The organism is Terrimonas rubra, from assembly GCF_042686025.1.
GTDB classification, from domain to species: Bacteria; Bacteroidota; Bacteroidia; order Chitinophagales; family Chitinophagaceae; genus Terrimonas; species Terrimonas rubra.
In genome coordinates this window covers 1,268,721-1,287,139 of sequence record NZ_JBHUOZ010000003.1, presented here as the reverse complement: position 1 = coordinate 1,287,139, position 18,419 = coordinate 1,268,721, and the positions used below count along the sequence as shown (strand labels likewise).

The 18,419-nt window shown below is 42.2% G+C and carries 15 protein-coding genes; 5 read left to right on the top strand and 10 right to left on the bottom strand.

The features are described 5' to 3' along the window. Window positions 1-3 precede the first annotated feature (3 nt). Window positions 4-1,737, top strand: coding sequence for a M56 family metallopeptidase (locus tag ACFS6H_RS14585; RefSeq protein ID WP_386100293.1), 1,734 nt, complete (start codon window positions 4-6; stop codon window positions 1,735-1,737). 73 nt (window positions 1,738-1,810) lie between these two features. Here the strand turns inward: ACFS6H_RS14585 and ACFS6H_RS14580 are convergent, their stop codons facing one another. Genes ACFS6H_RS14580 through ACFS6H_RS14570 form a run of 3 tightly spaced genes read right to left on the bottom strand, consistent with a single transcriptional unit; the run spans window position 1,811 to window position 3,877 of the window. After that, the gene (locus ACFS6H_RS14580; RefSeq protein ID WP_386100290.1) at window positions 1,811-2,515 is read right to left on the bottom strand and encodes a hypothetical protein; all 705 of its coding nucleotides are present in this window, start codon (window positions 2,513-2,515) and stop codon (window positions 1,811-1,813) included. A gap of 43 nt (window positions 2,516-2,558) precedes the next feature. Next, window positions 2,559-3,317 carry an LVIVD repeat-containing protein gene (locus ACFS6H_RS14575; RefSeq protein WP_386100287.1) on the bottom strand — a complete coding sequence of 253 codons (759 nt, stop codon included), beginning with the start codon at window positions 3,315-3,317 and terminating at the stop codon, window positions 2,559-2,561. Continuing rightward, window positions 3,317-3,877 (bottom strand): hypothetical protein, encoded by a 561-nt coding sequence (locus tag ACFS6H_RS14570; protein ID WP_386100284.1) that lies wholly within the window; start codon window positions 3,875-3,877, stop codon window positions 3,317-3,319. The genes ACFS6H_RS14575 and ACFS6H_RS14570 overlap by 1 nt, the downstream gene beginning before the upstream one ends. Before the next feature lie 219 nt (window positions 3,878-4,096). Between ACFS6H_RS14570 and ACFS6H_RS14565 the strand changes: the two genes are divergently transcribed. The 4 genes from ACFS6H_RS14565 to ACFS6H_RS14550 all read left to right on the top strand — a co-directional run bounded on the left by ACFS6H_RS14565 (window position 4,097) and on the right by ACFS6H_RS14550 (window position 9,872). Continuing rightward, window positions 4,097-4,252 carry a hypothetical protein gene (locus ACFS6H_RS14565; protein WP_386100281.1) on the top strand — a complete coding sequence of 52 codons (156 nt, stop codon included), beginning with the start codon at window positions 4,097-4,099 and terminating at the stop codon, window positions 4,250-4,252. 243 nt (window positions 4,253-4,495) lie between these two features. Further along, window positions 4,496-8,026, top strand: a complete 3,531-nt coding sequence (locus tag ACFS6H_RS14560; protein WP_386100279.1) for a glycosyltransferase family 117 protein — start codon at window positions 4,496-4,498, stop codon at window positions 8,024-8,026. A gap of 152 nt (window positions 8,027-8,178) precedes the next feature. Further along, window positions 8,179-9,387, top strand: a complete 1,209-nt coding sequence (locus ACFS6H_RS14555) for a hypothetical protein (protein ID WP_386100277.1) — start codon at window positions 8,179-8,181, stop codon at window positions 9,385-9,387. Window positions 9,388-9,389: 2 nt separating this feature from the next. Next, window positions 9,390-9,872: a hypothetical protein gene (locus ACFS6H_RS14550; RefSeq protein ID WP_386100275.1), complete on the top strand. Its 483-nt coding sequence runs from the start codon at window positions 9,390-9,392 to the stop codon at window positions 9,870-9,872. A 1-nt stretch (window position 9,873) separates the two neighbouring features. Here the strand turns inward: ACFS6H_RS14550 and ACFS6H_RS14545 are convergent, their stop codons facing one another. From ACFS6H_RS14545 to ACFS6H_RS14515, 7 genes are all read right to left on the bottom strand, one after another. After that, entirely contained in the window at window positions 9,874-11,268 is a 1,395-nt protein-coding gene (locus ACFS6H_RS14545) for a hypothetical protein (RefSeq protein WP_386100273.1), read from the bottom strand. A 55-nt stretch (window positions 11,269-11,323) separates the two neighbouring features. Next, a complete protein-coding gene (folB, locus tag ACFS6H_RS14540; protein WP_386100271.1) occupies window positions 11,324-11,692 on the bottom strand; it encodes a dihydroneopterin aldolase in 369 nt (122 codons plus the stop codon). 109 nt (window positions 11,693-11,801) lie between these two features. Next, window positions 11,802-13,202 (bottom strand): arginine decarboxylase, encoded by a 1,401-nt coding sequence (locus ACFS6H_RS14535; protein WP_386100267.1) that lies wholly within the window; start codon window positions 13,200-13,202, stop codon window positions 11,802-11,804. Window positions 13,203-13,774: 572 nt separating this feature from the next. Then, complete coding sequence (rplT, locus tag ACFS6H_RS14530) at window positions 13,775-14,119, bottom strand: 50S ribosomal protein L20 (protein ID WP_386100264.1); 345 nt, start codon at window positions 14,117-14,119, stop codon at window positions 13,775-13,777. 56 nt (window positions 14,120-14,175) lie between these two features. Continuing rightward, complete coding sequence (gene rpmI / locus ACFS6H_RS14525; RefSeq protein ID WP_386100261.1) at window positions 14,176-14,373, bottom strand: 50S ribosomal protein L35; 198 nt, start codon at window positions 14,371-14,373, stop codon at window positions 14,176-14,178. A gap of 189 nt (window positions 14,374-14,562) precedes the next feature. After that, on the bottom strand, window positions 14,563-17,112 hold the full coding sequence (locus tag ACFS6H_RS14520) for a zinc-dependent metalloprotease (RefSeq protein ID WP_386100258.1): 2,550 nt from the start codon (window positions 17,110-17,112) through the stop codon (window positions 14,563-14,565). Window positions 17,113-17,530: 418 nt separating this feature from the next. Beyond that, window positions 17,531-18,415 carry a hypothetical protein gene (locus ACFS6H_RS14515; protein WP_386100255.1) on the bottom strand — a complete coding sequence of 295 codons (885 nt, stop codon included), beginning with the start codon at window positions 18,413-18,415 and terminating at the stop codon, window positions 17,531-17,533. Between the last annotated feature and the right edge of the window lie 4 nt (window positions 18,416-18,419).

The window sequence follows — 18,419 nt, the reverse complement described above, 5'->3', positions numbered from 1 at the left end:
CGTATGCCAGTTTTTCAATCAAATCTATTGCAGGGATTAGGCTGGGCTGTTTTAGACAGCTTCTGGCAAATGGCCATTATATGGCTGGTTTACCAACTCATTACTAACCTGTATAAAAATATGCAGGCAGCCCATAAAAGTGCTTTGGCTGCTACCTCACTTATAACAGGATTTGTATGGTTTGTATGCAGCCTTGCAGGCAACCTCGTGTACAGTCATGACAATAGTTTTTTGTACCAGGTAATATTCCCGGGCAACAGTAATTTCAGCACCTGGATCAATACCTTGCTACCCTATGCATCCATTGGCTATTTACTGTTATTATTTGTACCCCTGTGGCAGTTTTACCGTAATTACAAGTATGTAACTGTTATCCGTACAACCGGGTTGGAGAAACCGGCCTATGACTGGCGTTTGTTCACCAGCAAAATTGCCGCTCATATTGGTATTACTAAAAAAGTAACGCTTCGTTTATCTTCTATTATACAATCGCCGCTTACCGTTGGATTTTTAAAACCCATCATATTATTACCTGTTGCGGCGGTGAACCAGTTAACAACACAGCAGATCGAGTCGATCATCTTACATGAACTGGCACATATCCGCCGTTTTGATTACCTGGTGAATTTATTATGCCGGTTTATACAAACCATATTGTACTGCAACCCTTTTACCGGTTATTTTGTACGGGAACATGAAACAGAGCGGGAAAAAGCAGCAGACCAACTGGTTTTACAGTTTGAATATGATGCCCATGCTTATGCCAGCGCATTGGTAACCTTACAGCAGCTGGCTTTGCAGCCACTGCCTTTTACTATGGCAGCTACCGGCAACAAAAATGAGTTATTGCAGCGTGTTGAGTGGATCATGGGCATTGGCAAACGTAATAAATTGAGCCTGCGTGCTATTGTTACACCGCTGCTTGTTATTGCATTTTTTGCCGGCATCAACAGTTTGTTACAACAGGTAAATACACCGGCGGAACCTGCTTTTGCCGTACGCCAGGCCAACAATAGTCCTTTATTTACTAATGCCGGTTTACCCGATAACAACTTATTCATATTTGATGCTGCGCAACCGGAGTTAGCCAGCAACAAAACAGAATATCTGACCCCGGCTTCAGATATTAATGATATACTTACTTCCGTTAAGCCTGATGTTCAGGGTAATAATGATGAGGGAGAAGGTGATGACCAGGAAATAAACGGTAGTTTTAACCCACTGGTACATGCCGTAAGCAACTTCACCACTGTTATACCTGAATTGGATAAAGCCCAGCAGGAGGAAGTAGAAAAAGCACTAGCGGCTTCTAAAAAAGTAATTGCAGAAATTTCATGGAAAGAAATGGAGAAAAATTTTGCTGATGCCTTCTCCAGCCAGGAGAAAGAAAAAGCAAAAGAAAGTTTTGCTAAATACCTTTTTACAAAAGATGAGAACTGGAAAAAACTGGAAACTGATTTACAATTAAAAGCGACCTATAACCAGCCGGAATTACAAAAAATCAGCGATAAATTACAGGCCGAAGTACTTCATTTACGTATAGACAGCCTTAAAAAATCCTTTACCAACGCTTTAACCGAATTAAATATCGCGTCGAAGGAATTACAGAAAGCAAAAGAAAAAGGAATACCTGACAGTGATATTACTTTATCTGTTATTGACGAGCAGCGGAAAACTGTTACCAACCTCCTGCAGGTCATGGACAGTATAAAAAAACGTAGAATTGTAGAACTGTAAAAAAATACTGATTCAATAAAAAAACCTGCATCAGCTGGAGCGATGCAGGTTTTTGTTTTTGTATGGTTCGTCTTTATTTTTTACCCAGGAAGTATAAAAACTTAATACCCGAAGCAAACAGTAAGGTAGGAGGATTGTCGCCTTCGCTCAGGGGTATATAAGGGAAATCCGCAGCCGGGTCTACCGGGTTAAAAAACACTGTACTGCCAAGCGGCGTATTTTTGTACCTGAACTTTTGGGTACGGGCGCCAAGGCCCATAAAAAATTCACCGTTAAAACGCCCTGACCTGCTTAACGGAAACACGGCACCAAACTTAGCCAGCCCCCCTATCTCTGTTTTATGTATATTATAATTACCCTGCTGGTAATATTCACAATCACCATTTACACAGTTAATACCAAAATCATCCGTTTTTTTACTGGTTACATTTTTATAATGAAACTCCAATGCGGTAAAAGGAATAAAACGATTATCACCCATGGGAATAAAATCACGCAAAAAATAACGAAGATCGGTACGCAGTTTAATACCCTTAGCCGAAGGAACACCATTGTCCGGATCGTACAACGTGTACAAAACCCATCCGGGCTCAACAGATATGGCAAACCTTGGACTAAAATGTATACCAAGGCCTACCATAATATTTGCATCATTCTCCAGTAAACTCAAAGGGTTGGTGCGTAAGGTGAATGCGGGGAAATGCTTAACATCCTGTGCCATTACGGTACCCTGGCTGATAAGGACGCCAATATACAAGGCTAAAATTCTTTTAAACATACGGGCTGATAAATCCTTTCTGAAAATGCTGTTTGAAAAATTCCTAATTATTTATTTTAGCAATAAACACGGGCGCTAAAGGGTTGGTAGCAATATCATATAAAGCCATCCCGCCCTGTACCTGGGCAATTAATACATCGCCATAGGGTATTACATCTAAAAAACGTTCGCCGGTAACAGTGGTTTTAAACAAGGGGGTATACTGGCTGCTGATATCAAACACCTTCAAACCACCATCACTTTCACATACATACAAAGCATTGCCCTGCATACCCAGGCCATAAGGATTGTTTAATGCAATGGTATTGGCTAACACCGGCGAAGAAGGGTTTTGAATATTATATACCACCAGTTGGCTTACTCCACCGCCACAGGGCCCGCTGGCACGTAAGGTAGCATACGCTACTGTTTCGTTGGCTACAACAGGGTCACAGGCCATACGTATCTGGTATTGTGCGCTTGCTATTAAAACAGGGTTATCGGGGGTAGCCACCGAATAAATATACATGGTGGTGGAAGAACCGATGAACAACTTATTGCCGTAGGGGAAGATGGTTTCAATATTCAACCCCAGCTCTTTTTTCCCTTTATACACAGGTGCCAAAGGGCTGGTAATATCAAAGGTTTTTAATCCCGTATGATCTACCACATATAAATAATTGCCGCTGATGGTAAAGCGTGCCGTAGAGCCTCCCGCCCCACCGGCAGCTGCGCTTTCCTTATGGGAGGCAGACTCTTTACTGCAATTAAAGGCGCTGAGTAAAAAGCAGGTATAAAAAATATAAAGTGTAATTTTTTTCATTACTTCCAGCATTTAGGTTTGTTAATGGTTGTTTGTTGCCAGCCAATAATTATTCCTTTGGCGGGGTCGGGGCATTCAAAATAAGTAAGCTGCCCGTTTGCAAAAGCGGGTGGCGATTGCAGCATAAGATCGGGAAAGACATTCTCCATCCGGGCTTTTACCTGCACATTATTAATGTTGGATATGTCCACCACTACCAGGTCGGCCAGGTTATTGGTATAAACATAGCCGTTCTTTACTGCCACTTCACGACACATGGCCGATTGTATAAAACCCAGTTTAACGGGGTTGGCCCTGTCAGCTATGTTAATAACGTGTATGCCCGAATCCTGCTCTACCTGGAACAACAGGTTACCGGTCACATATATTTTACCGGCCTTAACAGTAGGTTGTTCACCCCTGGCATATACCTGTTTCAGCTCCTGGTTACTGCCGGCGTAAACAGGCTTGAAGCCGGTTACACTATCAGGTATATCCCTGAGCGTGGATGAAGTGCAGGATAATAATCCCGCTGCCAGGATAATATATCCTGTGTTTAATAGTTTTTTTAAAAGCATCATGTATTCTTTAAGTGGTGATCATTCAAGCCGGTGCCAGGTGTTGTTTAGAAGGCATAACCTGGGAGTTTGAACGGGTTTGTACAATAGCTATTATAGCAAAGCTTGAGGCATAAGGCAAAAGAACCGCTGCACCGTTAAGTAATTATTTTGTAATAAAAATGTAAAATATGATTTTACTTTTTGGGACTGCTGCCTTACTTTTGCTAAAAATTTACAAACATGCAAGAAACAAAAAAATATACAGGACTTTATTGGTTATTATTCTTCGTTTCTACCGCTGCATTTGTGTTTGCTTGTTTTGCGCACTGGGAGTGGTTAACATTAATTCTTCCTTTCGTTACCACTGCATTTGTAAAAGCAATGGATATTATGTGATTTAAAGATTTCAACTTTACAATACAACCCGGCTTAAGCCGGGTTTTTTATTGCCATTTATTTAGCCTGGCAGGTACCCGGAAGCCCCTGATAACAGTTTATAAGGTGAATATGAGCTGTTAAACGGGCTTTATCCTCATTTTTATGGTTAAATTGTGTATTTTATTACCTATTACAAGCCTGATAAGTAGTACATTTTGAACCGATAATCCCTATTTTTGCTTTCCTCAAATAAGACCAAATATGATGAACTTTAGAAAAGTGAATAATATTACCGGATGGGCCGTTTTCCTGGTGGCCATGCTTACGTACATGTTTACCCGTGAAGCCCGTGGCAGTTTATGGGACTGTGGTGAGTTTGTGGCTACTGCTTATACATTAGGCCTGCCCCACCCTCCCGGTGCGCCCATGTTCACCTTACTGGGACGTTTTTTCATCATCTTATTTGGCGATAACCCGCAGACTGCTGCCAATGCGGTAAACTTTATGAGTGCCATAGCCAGTGCGGCTACAATACTCTTTTTATTCTGGAGCATTACACACTTTGCCCGTAAATTATTCGGCAGCACCGAAGACCAGCTGAATAGTCGTGATACCTTCACCATTATGGCTGCAGGTGCAGTAGGTGCATTGGCTTATACCTTTAGTGATTCCTTCTGGTTCAGCGCTGTTGAGGGTGAGGTATACGCTTTATCATCCTTCTTTACTGCCCTGGTATTCTGGGCTATTTTGAAATGGGATCATGCCGATGAAAAAGCCGGTGTGGATGCCGGCGCCCGTGCCCGTTCGGACAGGTGGATCATCTTCTTATTCTTCATGATGGGCTTATCAATAGGTGTGCACATCCTGAACCTGTTGACCATTCCCGCGATCGTAATGGTATATTATTACCGCCGTTACACGCCAACCCTGAAAGGCTCAGCCATTGCTTTTGTTATAGGCTGTATCATTACCGGTATTGTACAGGTAGGTGTTATACAATACTCCATGAAAGCGGCCGGTTTATTTGATGTATTTTTTGTAAACCAACTGGGCATGCCTTTCTTCGCAGGCTTTGCCATTTACTTCCTCTTACTGGCTGTACTGATCGTTTGGGCTTTAGGCTTCAACCATAAAAACCTTAACCCCACCAAACTGAGCATCTGGTTCATACTTTTCCTTACACTGTCTTTCTTCCCTTTTGTAGCGGTAGGCGGTATGAAATTCTTTAAGGTATTACTGGTTGCCGGTGTAGGTGCATTGGTAGGTTACTTCTTTAAAGCCGGCGGTTTAAAAATATTAAAACTGTCATTGTGGTGTTACACCTTTATCATGTTAGGCTACTTCATGTATTTCACGGCCATTATCCGTTCCAATGCCAACCCGGTAATTGACATGAATAACGTGGACAATCCTATCAGCCTGGTTTATTACCTAAGCCGTGAGCAATATGGCAGCGCCCCACTATTATACGGACCACACTTTGCAGCACAGGTGGATTACGGTGAAGATGGCGATCCTTACGAGTATGGCGAAACCCGTTACTCAAAAGGCACGGATAGCAAAACCGGTAAAGACCGTTATATTATCATCGGGCGCAGCAAGGAAGTACGTTATAAATCAGAAGATAAAAGATTATTCCCCCGTATCTGGGACGCCAGTACAGAACAATACCACGCACAGTTTTATGCCGACTGGCTGGATATAGGGCGCAGCCGCGATCCGCAAACCGGCAGGGAAACCTACGAAGCGCCTACCTATGGACAAAACATCAACTGGTTTGTTACTTACCAGAATGGCTTTATGTACTGGCGTTATTTCATGTGGAATTTCTCCGGTAAACAAAACGATATACAGGGCTATGGTAATAAGAGAGATGGTAACTGGATAACCGGTATCTCCTTTATTGATAACGCCATGCTGGGTGACCAGAATATGTTGCCGGACAGTATTAAAAACAATAAGGCCCACAATAAACTATTCCTGTTGCCTTTTATACTGGGTATGATCGGCTGTATATACCAGTTCTTTAAAACCAGGAAAGACTGGATCGTCAGCTTCCTCTTATTCTTCCTGACCGGTTTAGCGGTGGTTATTTATCTTAACCAGCCCGGTAACCAGCCCAGGGAACGTGACTATGCTTATGTAGGCTCTTTCTATGCCTTTGCTATCTGGATAGGCTTAGCAGTAGTGGCTATTGTTCGTTTGGCCAGGGAGAAGCAGGATAAACTTACACTACAGAATGTACTGATATGGGGTGGCGCCTCCACTTTTGTGATCACGGCGCTGAGCTTTACCTATGGCAGTCCTGGTGGTATATTTACAGCCGCCATTGGTGCAACCGCTTTGTTTGCCATTGTTACCTTAGGTGTGGTTTACCTCACCAGGGCTATTTCATCCGGTGGCAATAATGGTTCAGTATTGAACCTGTCTGCCGGTTTATTATGCCTGTTGGTACCTGTATTAATGGCCCAGCAGGAATGGGACGACCATGACCGTAGTCATAAAACGCTGGCCCCTGACCTGGCCAAGGATTACCTGGAAAGCTGTGCTCCCAATGCGGTTATCTTCACTTATGGTGACAATGATACTTACCCGCTGTGGTATGCACAGGAAGTAGAGAATGTAAGGAAAGACATCCGTATCATCAACACCAGCTTACTGGGTATTGACTGGTATATTAACCAGTTACGTTACCGTGTAAACGAAGCTGATTCACTGGATGTGATCTGGACGCCTGAACAGATAGAAGGCCAGAACCGTGAATACTTATTCATCCGCGAAGATCCGAGGATCGATAAAAACGCACATTATGACCTGTATGATGTAATGAAGAATAACCTGGGTAAACGCAGGGAAAATGAAGAAGGCCGTGATGCCGGCCCGGATGTAATGCCGGTACGTAAATTCAGCCTGCCGGTGGATATTGACCTTGTACGTAAAAACGGTACAGTGAATGCCAATGACAGCAATGTACTGTCCCAGTTATTATTTGAAATTCCTGCCGGTCAAAGTGCGATAGGCCGTAATGATATGGTGGTACTGAACATTATTGCCGCCAACCAGTGGAAACGTCCTATTTACTTTACATCGCCGCAAGCCCCTGCAGGACTCGCCTTTTACTTACGTAAGGACGGGCTTTCTTACAGGCTGGTACCATTGGGTCCCAAACAACCTCAGCAAAACTGGTTAGCCGACAGAATATTACGTCAATCAGGCGCCGGCGGAACAGCCCTGAGAGATAATAACCAGGAATTCATGTATAAGAACCTGATGGAAAAATTCGGCTTTGGTGGTGCAGAATTACAGGGTGTTTATTATGATGAAGAAAACCGCCGCCACCTGCTGAATATCCGTAGCGCCTATGCCGAAGCTGCTGGTAATATGGCCGATGCCGGTAAAAAAGAAGAAGCCAATAAGCTGTTGGAAAAAGCGGAGAAAGGTATCAACACCAATAACCTGCCTTATGCTATGGTAAGCCGTTACAGCAGCCATAACCAGAATGGCCTGGTATACCTGGAAGCTGCTTATAAAGCAGGTAATATTGCACTGGCTGATAAAGTTAGAAAAGCATTACGTACCGACATTGAACAGCAAAAACGGTATTACCAATCGGTAGCCGGATTTGAAGGCGCCGAGGTTCAGCTGAATGAAATTATGCTGATGGTATTGGATGGTTTGGAAAAACAATATGGGTCTCAGCCACAGCAACAGGCGCCGGCTGTATCACCTTCCAAAGAAACCAATGCCGGCACCATTAAAACACAGGCAGCCGACAGCGGGAATAAAAAATAGTATAACCTTGTTTACATATCAAAGCCTTGCAGTATTGCTGCAAGGCTTTTTCTATTTAATAAGTGTATCATCCTTGTTACTGTATTTCTTTTTTTGTACAGTAACATTCCGTTTAATATTTTTGGTATATGCGCCTTTTTAATTGCACCCTATTGATACAACGATCTGTACTTTCTTTATTGGCAATTGCCACCCTGCTGGCCTGCAACAATGCTTCCCGCGATGATGCGGCCACAGATGAAGAAATAGTATTCCAGCTGGAACCTTTCATTCATGCGGATACTATTGCCGGCATCAGGAAAGAAATACTGGGCAGTACTCCTGTAACCCAGGCCTTATCCACCAAAGAAGGTTTACATGTTCGTATTCCCCTCTTCTATTATTACGAAGAATCTACCCCGGATATTACCCTGCCTTTTTTGGAACAGTGGGAAAATACAGATGACAACGAAACAGATGATACGACCGGCAACACAGCTACTACAGGCCTCCGTATGCAAGCTTATGACCTGATCCCTACTTTATCTGACAAATATGATTTCAAGGAGAATATCGTGATTGCCCGTACGCCGGTCAAAAATGAAGACGTACTTTCTTATTTTAAAGAAAACAATTACGATCGTGTTGCAAAGCTGATTTATGAAGATGCGACCAACTATATTGGTGTAGGTTCTTTTGACGACATCATTGTATTCAGCTTCTCTTCAGATACCACAGCCGGCAACCGTTTCTTTTATTACGCAAAATGTAAAGCCGAAGGGCTGTCAAAAAAAGAAACGGTACGCCTTGCTTTTCAACTGGCACAACATGGTCAATATTTTTTAAATAACTATGCTACTACTACAGTTACGCAGCCTTTTGCCAACCAGTTAAACGAAGCGCAGTATAAAATAGTAGCCAAAACTATTCATTCCCTGCAAAAAGAGGCAGCCGTATTTTTAGATGACAAAAGTTATGTCAGCTATAAATTATTCCCCCAGGGCGCTGTGCTGCATTTATTGCCGGCCTCCTTATCGGGACAGATCAGCACTTATATCAGCTCTTTGCCTCTGAACCAGGCCACACCGGTTACAACGCTTGCCGAGCTCTGTGATGCCGTTGATATGAATTTTATCAACTTCTGGCGCCAGGAAAGCATCATGCGTAGCTTACCACCCCTGCCGGATGGCAGCAATATCATGGTGCTGGAGGTGGTTCCTTCCTCCAATATTAATAGCAGTAAGCGTTACCACCTGCTGGCGCCGGTTACCAAAAATAATAAACAGTTCCTGTTGTGGTTAGATATCAGCGATGACCAGGTAAACCCTTTTGACCAGGCCGCTTATGCCCAACTGATTCAATTGATCCAATCAAAAATTTAAGCATGTTCCGCACAAAGTATATATTGATCTTAGCCTGCCTGGTAATTACCCTTATCAGTGGCTGCAATCCTGTAGGTGAAACAGTGGACACTGTCCCCTGCGACGAAGTATACATTAACAGTTCTGCTGTTATTACCTTGAAAAAAGGTGATAAGATCGGTGTATGGCTACAGACCACCGGCGTTGAACCGGATAAGGAAGAAGAAAATGAAGAACAAACCACGGAAGAGAAAAAAGAGATCATTGCTTCCGTTGGCATCAATATACAGTTAAAAGACCAATCAGTATTCCACGACAAAGTACGGGTATTGCCGGTAAGGCCCATGATCAATACCAGCTACGATAAAAAGAGTGGTTACCTTGAAAAATACGAAACCCTTGCGCTTACGTATACGGCAACAGAAACCGGTGAGTACAGTGTAGATACTAAGTTGTATAAAGCCGTTTTTGGTCAGGATGTGGCTGTAGTAGTAAGAAAAAAATAGTCTACTCCGTTACGGTGATCGTTTCTGCAGGTAAACTATCGCTTATATCCGTTTCCCGGTACAGAGCCTTATGCACAATATAAAAAATACCATAGTGGATAACGGAGTAAAAGATAACAAGCAGTAAACTTTCCATCTCCAGTTTATCTCCCAGCAGCTTCCATATAGGATCGTCATAATATTTGGATAATGCCAATGCATCGCTGACAATATAATAACAGGACGCCAGTATGGCCATCAGTAATACCTTCCGGTTAAAATAAGCCAGTATAAAAGTAACTATGCTGTACAGGATGGTACCGGAGATAACATCGCTGTAACCCGGTGTATTACGAAACATCCATAGGTATAAAGCCAGGATGAACAAACAGGATAAAACAGTATGCAGCAATCTTTGCTTGCCAGCCAGGTCATTTGGTTTTGCCTTCACCCAGCTCTTCATTTCCACAAAAGCCATTACCAGGTAACCTATAATATTCACCACCGGCGTCCAGCTGATAAAAGCAAAAAAACCATAATAGTTACCCAAATGCTCATTCCTGCGCTGAATGGCATTACCAATAAAATAAGCACTCACCAATATGGGTAAAGCAATACAGGCCGCTTCAAAATAAATAAACCAGTTGCTATTAAAAAAAAAGGAAAAGCTCATTTTTATAAAAGTGAAGGCAAGTGTCATAGCCGAGAACACAAACACACTGTAGCCCACAAAAAAAGCAGGAAAAAATTGTTTGCGTTCCATACTTATCTCCGCCGGCAGGTGTAAGAAATGTAACCTGTTCTTTACCCGGAACAAGAGATGTAAAAAAGCCAGTAAAAAAGCTATATCCTTAATAGTGTACAATATGCTCAGCAGCAAATAATACAATACTTCCTGCCAGGCGCCGGTTACATCCATACGCTCCAGTATGCCCAGGTTGGCATTCTCTACGGTAACAATGGTCACAATACCGATCAAAAAGGTATATAACCAGGCTTTACGTCCCTTAATACCTTCCGCTTTACCATATAACAAAGGAATGAGGATAAAATAACCGGCCATAAAAAAGCGATCGGTCCAGGTTTTTATCGTGTCGGTATTTTTATCTATTATATAACTCAGGTAATAGTCCAGTGATATTTTTATATCGCTTTTGAGCAGCAGGTCAGTAAAAACAAATGCAGCAATGATCACAAAGGGCAGCCACTTTTTACGGGCCAGGAAATAAGCGCCCCAGATGCCGGTAGTCAGTACAAAAAAGTTACTGTTAATGAATATACGCGATTCGCCCAGCTCCGCCGACACAAAAGAGGTAAAGAACAATACCAGGCGTAATAAAAAACAAAAGATGACCAGCCATTTTATATTAGCTACCAATGGCTGCTGTTGGTCTGTAAAGAATAGTTTTCGGGTCATAAGATCAGCGGGTATTTATCAAATGGGTTTATGGTATAAACATAAGGTAAAAAAGTTAGCGAACAAGATTAATTTCCACCACGGCGCTACCATTAAAATCAGCGATCGGTGGTTTTGTTTTTTCCAGCGATACACGCACTTCCAAAACCTGCGGGTATTGCGTTAATATTAATTGAGCAATTTGCTGCACCACTGTCTCCAGCAGGTCAACAGGCCGGGCCATCACTTCCTGTACAATGCCGTACAAAGCACCATAATCAATCGTATCGTCCAGTGATACGATCTGCGGATTAGCGGTGGAATATTGGGCCGCCAGGTTAATAATAAAATCATTTCCTTCTACCCTCTCCTGCGGGTACAATCCATGATAAGCCCTGAAATGAACGTTCTGTAACGATATGGTAAATACAGGTTGAGTGGCCATGGTAAATAATTGAAAGGAATAGAATATAGTAAGGCATAAAAATAAAAAACTTTCGATAAAGTAGCCCTGCTACCCTATCGAAAGTTCCTGGCAAAGTAACCCCAACAGGTTACTTCATATATCCTAATATCTTCAACATGCTTTGGGCGGTTTGCTGTTTGGCATATACCCAGTCTACCAGCTTACCATTCTTATCCTGCTCCACAATAATATGCTGTGGCGAAGGGATCAGGCAGTGTTTAATACCCCCGTAACCGCTTATCTGGTCCTGGTAGGCACCCGTATGGAAGAAGCCAACATACAAAGGCTCTTCGGCATTCACCTTGGGCAAAAACACTTCATTTATATGTTCCTCCGAATCATAATAATCATGACTATCACAGGTAATGCCTCCCAACACTACCCTTTGGTATTCCTCGTGCCACTTATTAATGGGCAACATTAAAAACTTCTCTCCAATACCCCAGGTATCCGGTAAGGTAGTAATAAAGGATGAGTCGATCATATACCAGGTCTCACGATCGTTCTGTACCTTTTCGCTGGTAACTTTATAAATATGCGCCATGCTCTCCCCAACGGTAAAGCTGCCAAACTCGGTGTAGATATTCGGCATCGGCACATTCGATTTTTTACAGGCCACTTTAATATTCCGCACGATCTCGTTGATCATGAACTGGTAGTCGTACTCAAAGCCCAGCGAATGTTTAATGGGGAAACCACCACCGATATTGATGGAATCCAGCTCAGGGCAAATTTTCTTTAACTGGCAATACAGGTTGATAATTTTATTCAGTTCGCTCCAGTAATAAATATCATCTTTAATACCCTTGTTCAGGAAAATATGTAACATCTTTAACTGGAACTTGCTTTCATAGCCTTCAATCCTGTCCACATAAAACTCCAGTATATCCTTAGCCCTGATACCCAAACGGGAGGTATAAAAAGGGAAAGAAGGTTCTTCTTCCGCCGCTACCCTGATACCCAGTTTAAATGGTACTTTCACCGTTTTGGCATATTCTTTTAATTCATCTTTATTATCCAGTACCGGTGTTACATTATGAAAACCGTTATTGATCAGGCTGGCAATACGGCGGGTATAACCTTTATCCTTATAACCGTTGCAGATGATATGGATGTCTTTATTGATCTTCTTCTTCTCGTATAATTTCTTAATGATCTCAATATCGTAAGCATAGGAAGTTTCCAGGTGTATCTGGTGTTTCAATGCTTCTTCTACCACGAACGAAAAATGCGAGCTCTTGGTGCAATAACAGTAAAAGTAATTGCCTTCGTACCGGTGTTTTTTAAAGGCATTGGCAAACATCTCTTTCGCCTTGTTGATCTGCATGCCTATCTTGGGTAAATAGGTCAGCTTCATGGGGGTACCATACTTATCAATCAAAGCTTTTATATCCAAACCATTAAAAAACAAGTGGCCATCTTTTACATTAATATCTTCCTGCGGAAAATTAAATGTTTGGTTAACCAGGTCGTGGTAAGTATTATTCATGTTATGATGCCCGCATAACGGCGAACGCTTTTTCCTGTGATGAATTTTATTAATAAAGGAGCAAAATTATAACATTGAAAAATAAAAACTGGAAATTAAAAATTAAAAATCCGGCAGCAGGCAGGAGAAGGGATTTTCGAGTTAAGATTTTCGATTTAGGATTTAGGATTTGGGGCTGTCGGCAGGCAACGCTCCGGTGCTTCGTTTCACTGCGCACTGCCCCTGCGCATCGGGCAGCCCGTCAGGGATAGTACAGAGTTAAGATTGCTGATGTAAGATGTAGGATTTATGGCCCGAGGCCATGGTTCGTGTCTCTCAAGTGCCATGGTTCGTGTCTCACGAACCATTCAGCAGTCCAAGACACCGTCATGCAGGCAGCAGGGGTATTTTTTGTTTTAAAAATGACGATTGTTCAGGAGACCTCTCCTGCGTCGAGGTGACGTCCCCCTGCTGATAAGCGATATACAGTACAAGTGTGCTACGCAAGGGACGATCAATAGTATTACTATGGCCGGTCCCAAAACAAAAAACCGGCTTAAAAGCCGGCTTTGTATATTTTATAACCTGTAAAATTATTTTACAGAGTTAACCAGGTTTTTGAAAGTTTCCGGGTTGTTCATAGCTAGGTCAGCTAAAACTTTACGGTCTAACTCAATACCTTTTTGTTGTAATTTGTTAATGAAAACAGAGTAAGTTAATCCTTCTTCACGAACGGCAGCGTTGATACGGGCAATCCATAAAGCACGGTACTCTCTTTTCTTCAGTTTACGACCTACATACATATAGGTCATACCTTTTTCTACTACGTTTTTGGCAACGGTTAATACGTTTTTACGTTTACCGTAAAAGCCTTTGGCTTGTTTTAATATTTTTTTGCGGCGTGCTTTAGAAGCTACTGCATTTTTTGAACGAGGCATATTATAAAGAGTTTAAAATTTAAAAATGAATCAACAATAATGTGAACCGGGTTCCATTATTTCAGACGTAATAAACGTTTAACAAAGTTTTCGTTAGATTTTGCTACTGTTCCGTCAATACGTAAAGCACGTTTGCGCTTGGTTGATTTTTTTGTCAGGATGTGACGTTTGAAACTCTTCTGGTGAGTGATTTTACCAGTGCCGGTTACTTTAAAACGCTTTTTTGCGCTGGAGTTTGTTTTTACTTTAGGCATTTTACCTTGTAATTATAAATGATACCCTTGAGGCGTTCCCCACGGGGGGATGCTTGTGGAGCCTCTTCAGGAAATAAACAGCCCGAAACCTGTTAGATTTCGGGCTGCAAAGATAATACACTTTAAAATGTTGACAAAGAAAAGATTAAAAATTATAACCAATTATTTATCAAACATTTATAAGTCTTTTTATTTAGAAGGCTCTAAAGCTTCCTTAATACGGTCCTGTAAATCCAGTAAATGGTTTTTAGTGGCCGCATCGGTTACCAATGGCGTTGCTGCTTTAATTTCAGCTGCTAAAGTGCGTAATTGTGCTTTAATTAAAGAAGGACCATCACTCTTTTTATCAAAACCTGAAGAAAGAGAGATAAAAGAGCCGCCCAGGTTAACCTGCTGTGGAGGTGTTACTTTCACCAGGTCGGCCAGTTTATTCACCAGGCTTTTCTGTAATTGTCTGCGGTAAGCATCCGTAGCCTTACGTGTAGCCAGTTCGCTGAAAACGCTTTTTCTTACATCAGTCAGTAACTCTGTAGCAGTATAAGCTGTAGCAGGGCTTTCCGATTCAAAGCGTAACAGATTATTGATAGTGCTTACATTTACCAGGCCACTGATCGCTCTTTCCTGTAAACCACCGATAACAGTTAAAGGGGTTTGGTTGGTCAGGGCAGTTACATTTTCCTGGATAACCCATGTTGGAGTAGTAAATACATTGTCTTTAACCCACTGTACGGCTTCTTTTTGTGTGGCTTTGGCTGTAAATCCATAAACCGGACCCGCCTGCTCTACACGTTTTGGTGTACGTTCAATACCACCTACATTATTGGTAACATGACCAATATAACGGCCAAACTGGCTGGTAACCTGGCTGTACATTTCTGCTAACTCAGTGTAATCTTTATTAGGTTGTTTGGTCCACTCAGGTAACTTAACAATAATTCTTTTTAAGTTTTTCAAGCCATAAGAGCTTGCTTTCATTGAATTATCGCCTAAGTCCTCAGTCTGGCTGCGGGGATCTCCCCTGTTGCCTTCACCATCACCCCACCATAAACGTTTGTTGGCGGTTAACTCTTTAATAACGCGTTGGTTTAACACAGCAACTTCGTCATCAGCAGTTTTCTGATCAGGTAACCAGCGGTAACCCCATTCGATAGCCCATTTGTCATAGTCTCCGATACGGGGGAATAAACCTACCTGGGAAATTTTATCTTCAGGCTGTGCTACGTAGTTAAAACGGGCATAGTCCATGATAGAAGGTGTGTGGCCATTGGCCTCAACCCATGCTTTGTTACGCAGGTTTTCAACCGGTACAGTTGATGAAGAACCAAAGTTGTGACGTAAACCCAGTGTATGACCAATTTCGTGGCTGCTTACAAAACGGATCAATTGTCCCATCAGCTCATCGCTCAGGTTGATCGTTTGTGCAGCAGGGTCAACAGCACCGGTTTGTACAATATACCAGTTACGCACCAGGCTCATTACATTATGGTACCAGTTTACGTGGCTTTCGATAATTTCACCGCTGCGTGGGTCATGAATATTCGGACCGCTGGCATTAGGAATATCGGAAGGTTTGTAAACAATAGCACTGTGGCGGGCATCTTCCAGGGAGAAAGTGCTGTCCTGCTCATAAGTAGGCGCTACTTTACCCACGATGGCATTTTTAAAGCCGGCTTTTTCAAAAGCAGCCTGCCAGTCGTTTACACCTGCAATCAGGTAAGGTATCCATTTTTTAGGCGTGGTAGGGTCAATATAATAAACGATCTGTTTTTTAGGCTCCACCAGCTCACCTCTTTTGTATTTTTCTACATCCTCATCTCTTGGCTCCAGACGGTAACGGGCAATATAACGGAAACGCTCAATACCATGTGGGTTAATGTCAAAATCGGTAATGGATTGTGTAGTGAAATAACCTACCCTGTCATCAAAATAACGGGGTTTCATCGGTACTTTAGGCAATAATACCAGCGAAGTGTTCAGTTCGTAGGTAACAGGCTGTGAGCTACCGCCACCCATCATACCACCACCACCTGCACCACTGGTTGTTGGGGTACGGTTGTAGGTTTTCTGGGTTTTAATTTCAATGTTAGTAGGGAAAGATTTTGTAGAGATCACAAAAGAACGGTCTGCAAAAACATTGCTCAAACCAATGGATCTTTTAGAACCGGCAGAAAAGAAGAATACATCATTATCACCGGTAATAAAATCAGTTACGTCAATAACGTAAGAAGAAGAATCACGGCCGAAAGCTTTTACATCAAAAGCAGCAGCAATAGGCTGTACGTTACTGTTCAGTACGCTTTTGTACATCCCTTCGGTACTGTCACGGCCTGTTTCAATGAATGATAACAGTTTCAGGAAAATTTTGTCGCCGGGACCTTTGTCAAACGCAATGGTGCGCTGGTTAATGGCATCACCGGCATAGCTGCCTAAACCGGTAGGCGCTTTTCCTAAACGGGCTACGGTTAAAATTTCGCGGCCTAATAAACTTCCGGGAATCTCGAAATAGTACTTGTTGTCCACAAAGTGAACATCAAACATACCTTTAGACGTTTTGGCTTTGGCAGTAATTACATCTCTGTAAGCCTTTGGACCTGAAGTGGGGCGAGCGCCCATGCCAGGACCTTTTGCCGTATCAGGGGCAGCACCACCGGCAGGCGGGCGACCAGACTGACCCGGTCTTTGAGCAACAACTGTAGCAGTGGTAAGCAAAGCAATTGCTCCGATAAAAACCTTATGCATAGCTAGTTTTTGAAGTGAAAAAAACGGTTTGATAAAATAATAAGAACTACGCTACCAACCAAGCAGCCACTTAATTTTACGGTTATCAACCGCAGTAACAACAGCTAAAGGATTTAATAATGCAAAAAGCTTTACCAAAACAACCTAAAGGGCCTGTATTTTACCAAGTTTGAATCCCATGTGACGTAAATAGCTACTTAATAAGCAGTTAAATCTGACGATTAGACGCCCAAAATAGATTATTCCTGCGAATCATTCGTAACCATTCATAATAAAAACAGGGAATTTCCCGGAACTCCCCCAAAACGGGTGATTTTTGGGGATAAGATGTGAGATAGTAGTAAGTCTTAATATGTTCAATGCAGAAAACAGAACCCTAAAATTTTGTATGAAGGATAGTGCAAGGGATTATGGACAACTATACATTTTTCTTCTTCTCTACATATTCCACATCGTATAATTTATTCGGCTTCATATAAATCACCTTATTGGTAAAATCGAGGAAAGTATTGAACCGTTTCAATACTTCATTTCCTAAAATATGAATATCATGTCCCCGCATCGGTTTACTGCCCGTTATCTGTTGTACCGGAACATCCTGCAGGGCATAGTTCCCTATCATTAATTTTTCAAGGTTAGATGTGATCACCGGTACCTCATTCCCCTTCGCCCCTTTCATGACCACTTTTTTGATCTCTTCCATTGTTTCTACAGGGAAACCTGCTTTTTGCAGCAGGTCATTGTCCAGCATGGCTGTACGCTGGTAACCGGTATCAAACAGGAAGGAGTCCTTACTGGTTACGCCGTTCTGTATCATACTGCTTTGCACGGTAAAAACATTGTCAAAATAGTTTATCGCAAGCCTTGTATAGGTATTATCATTTATTACCTGCCCGGGCATTCGCTCATGCACTACCATTAATCCTTTGTCGTAGTTCAGCTCCACCACTTTATCTTTAAACAGGTCCCAGCCAAAACGCCCGTCCGTACCATGTCCGGTAAGTTCCGCATCATACACTTTTGACTGGTAACTACGGCTGCCTATTTCCAGGTTGTAAAAAGTGTCGTATAATTTTGTTGTACCCTTCAACCTGTTTTTCAGGGTCTGATTGGTAAGTACCAGCTCAGTTGTGCCCGTGTCAAAATTCAGGTTAAACGTATCCTGCCGGTTAAAAACCGCTTTTACAAAAATGGTATTCTGTTCATTAATAGTTAAAGGTATTGTATCACTCACCAGGGTTTGTGCAAATACATTAACAGTAAATAAACTGGCAATAAGCAATGAGCAAATAAGCCTTGACATTTTT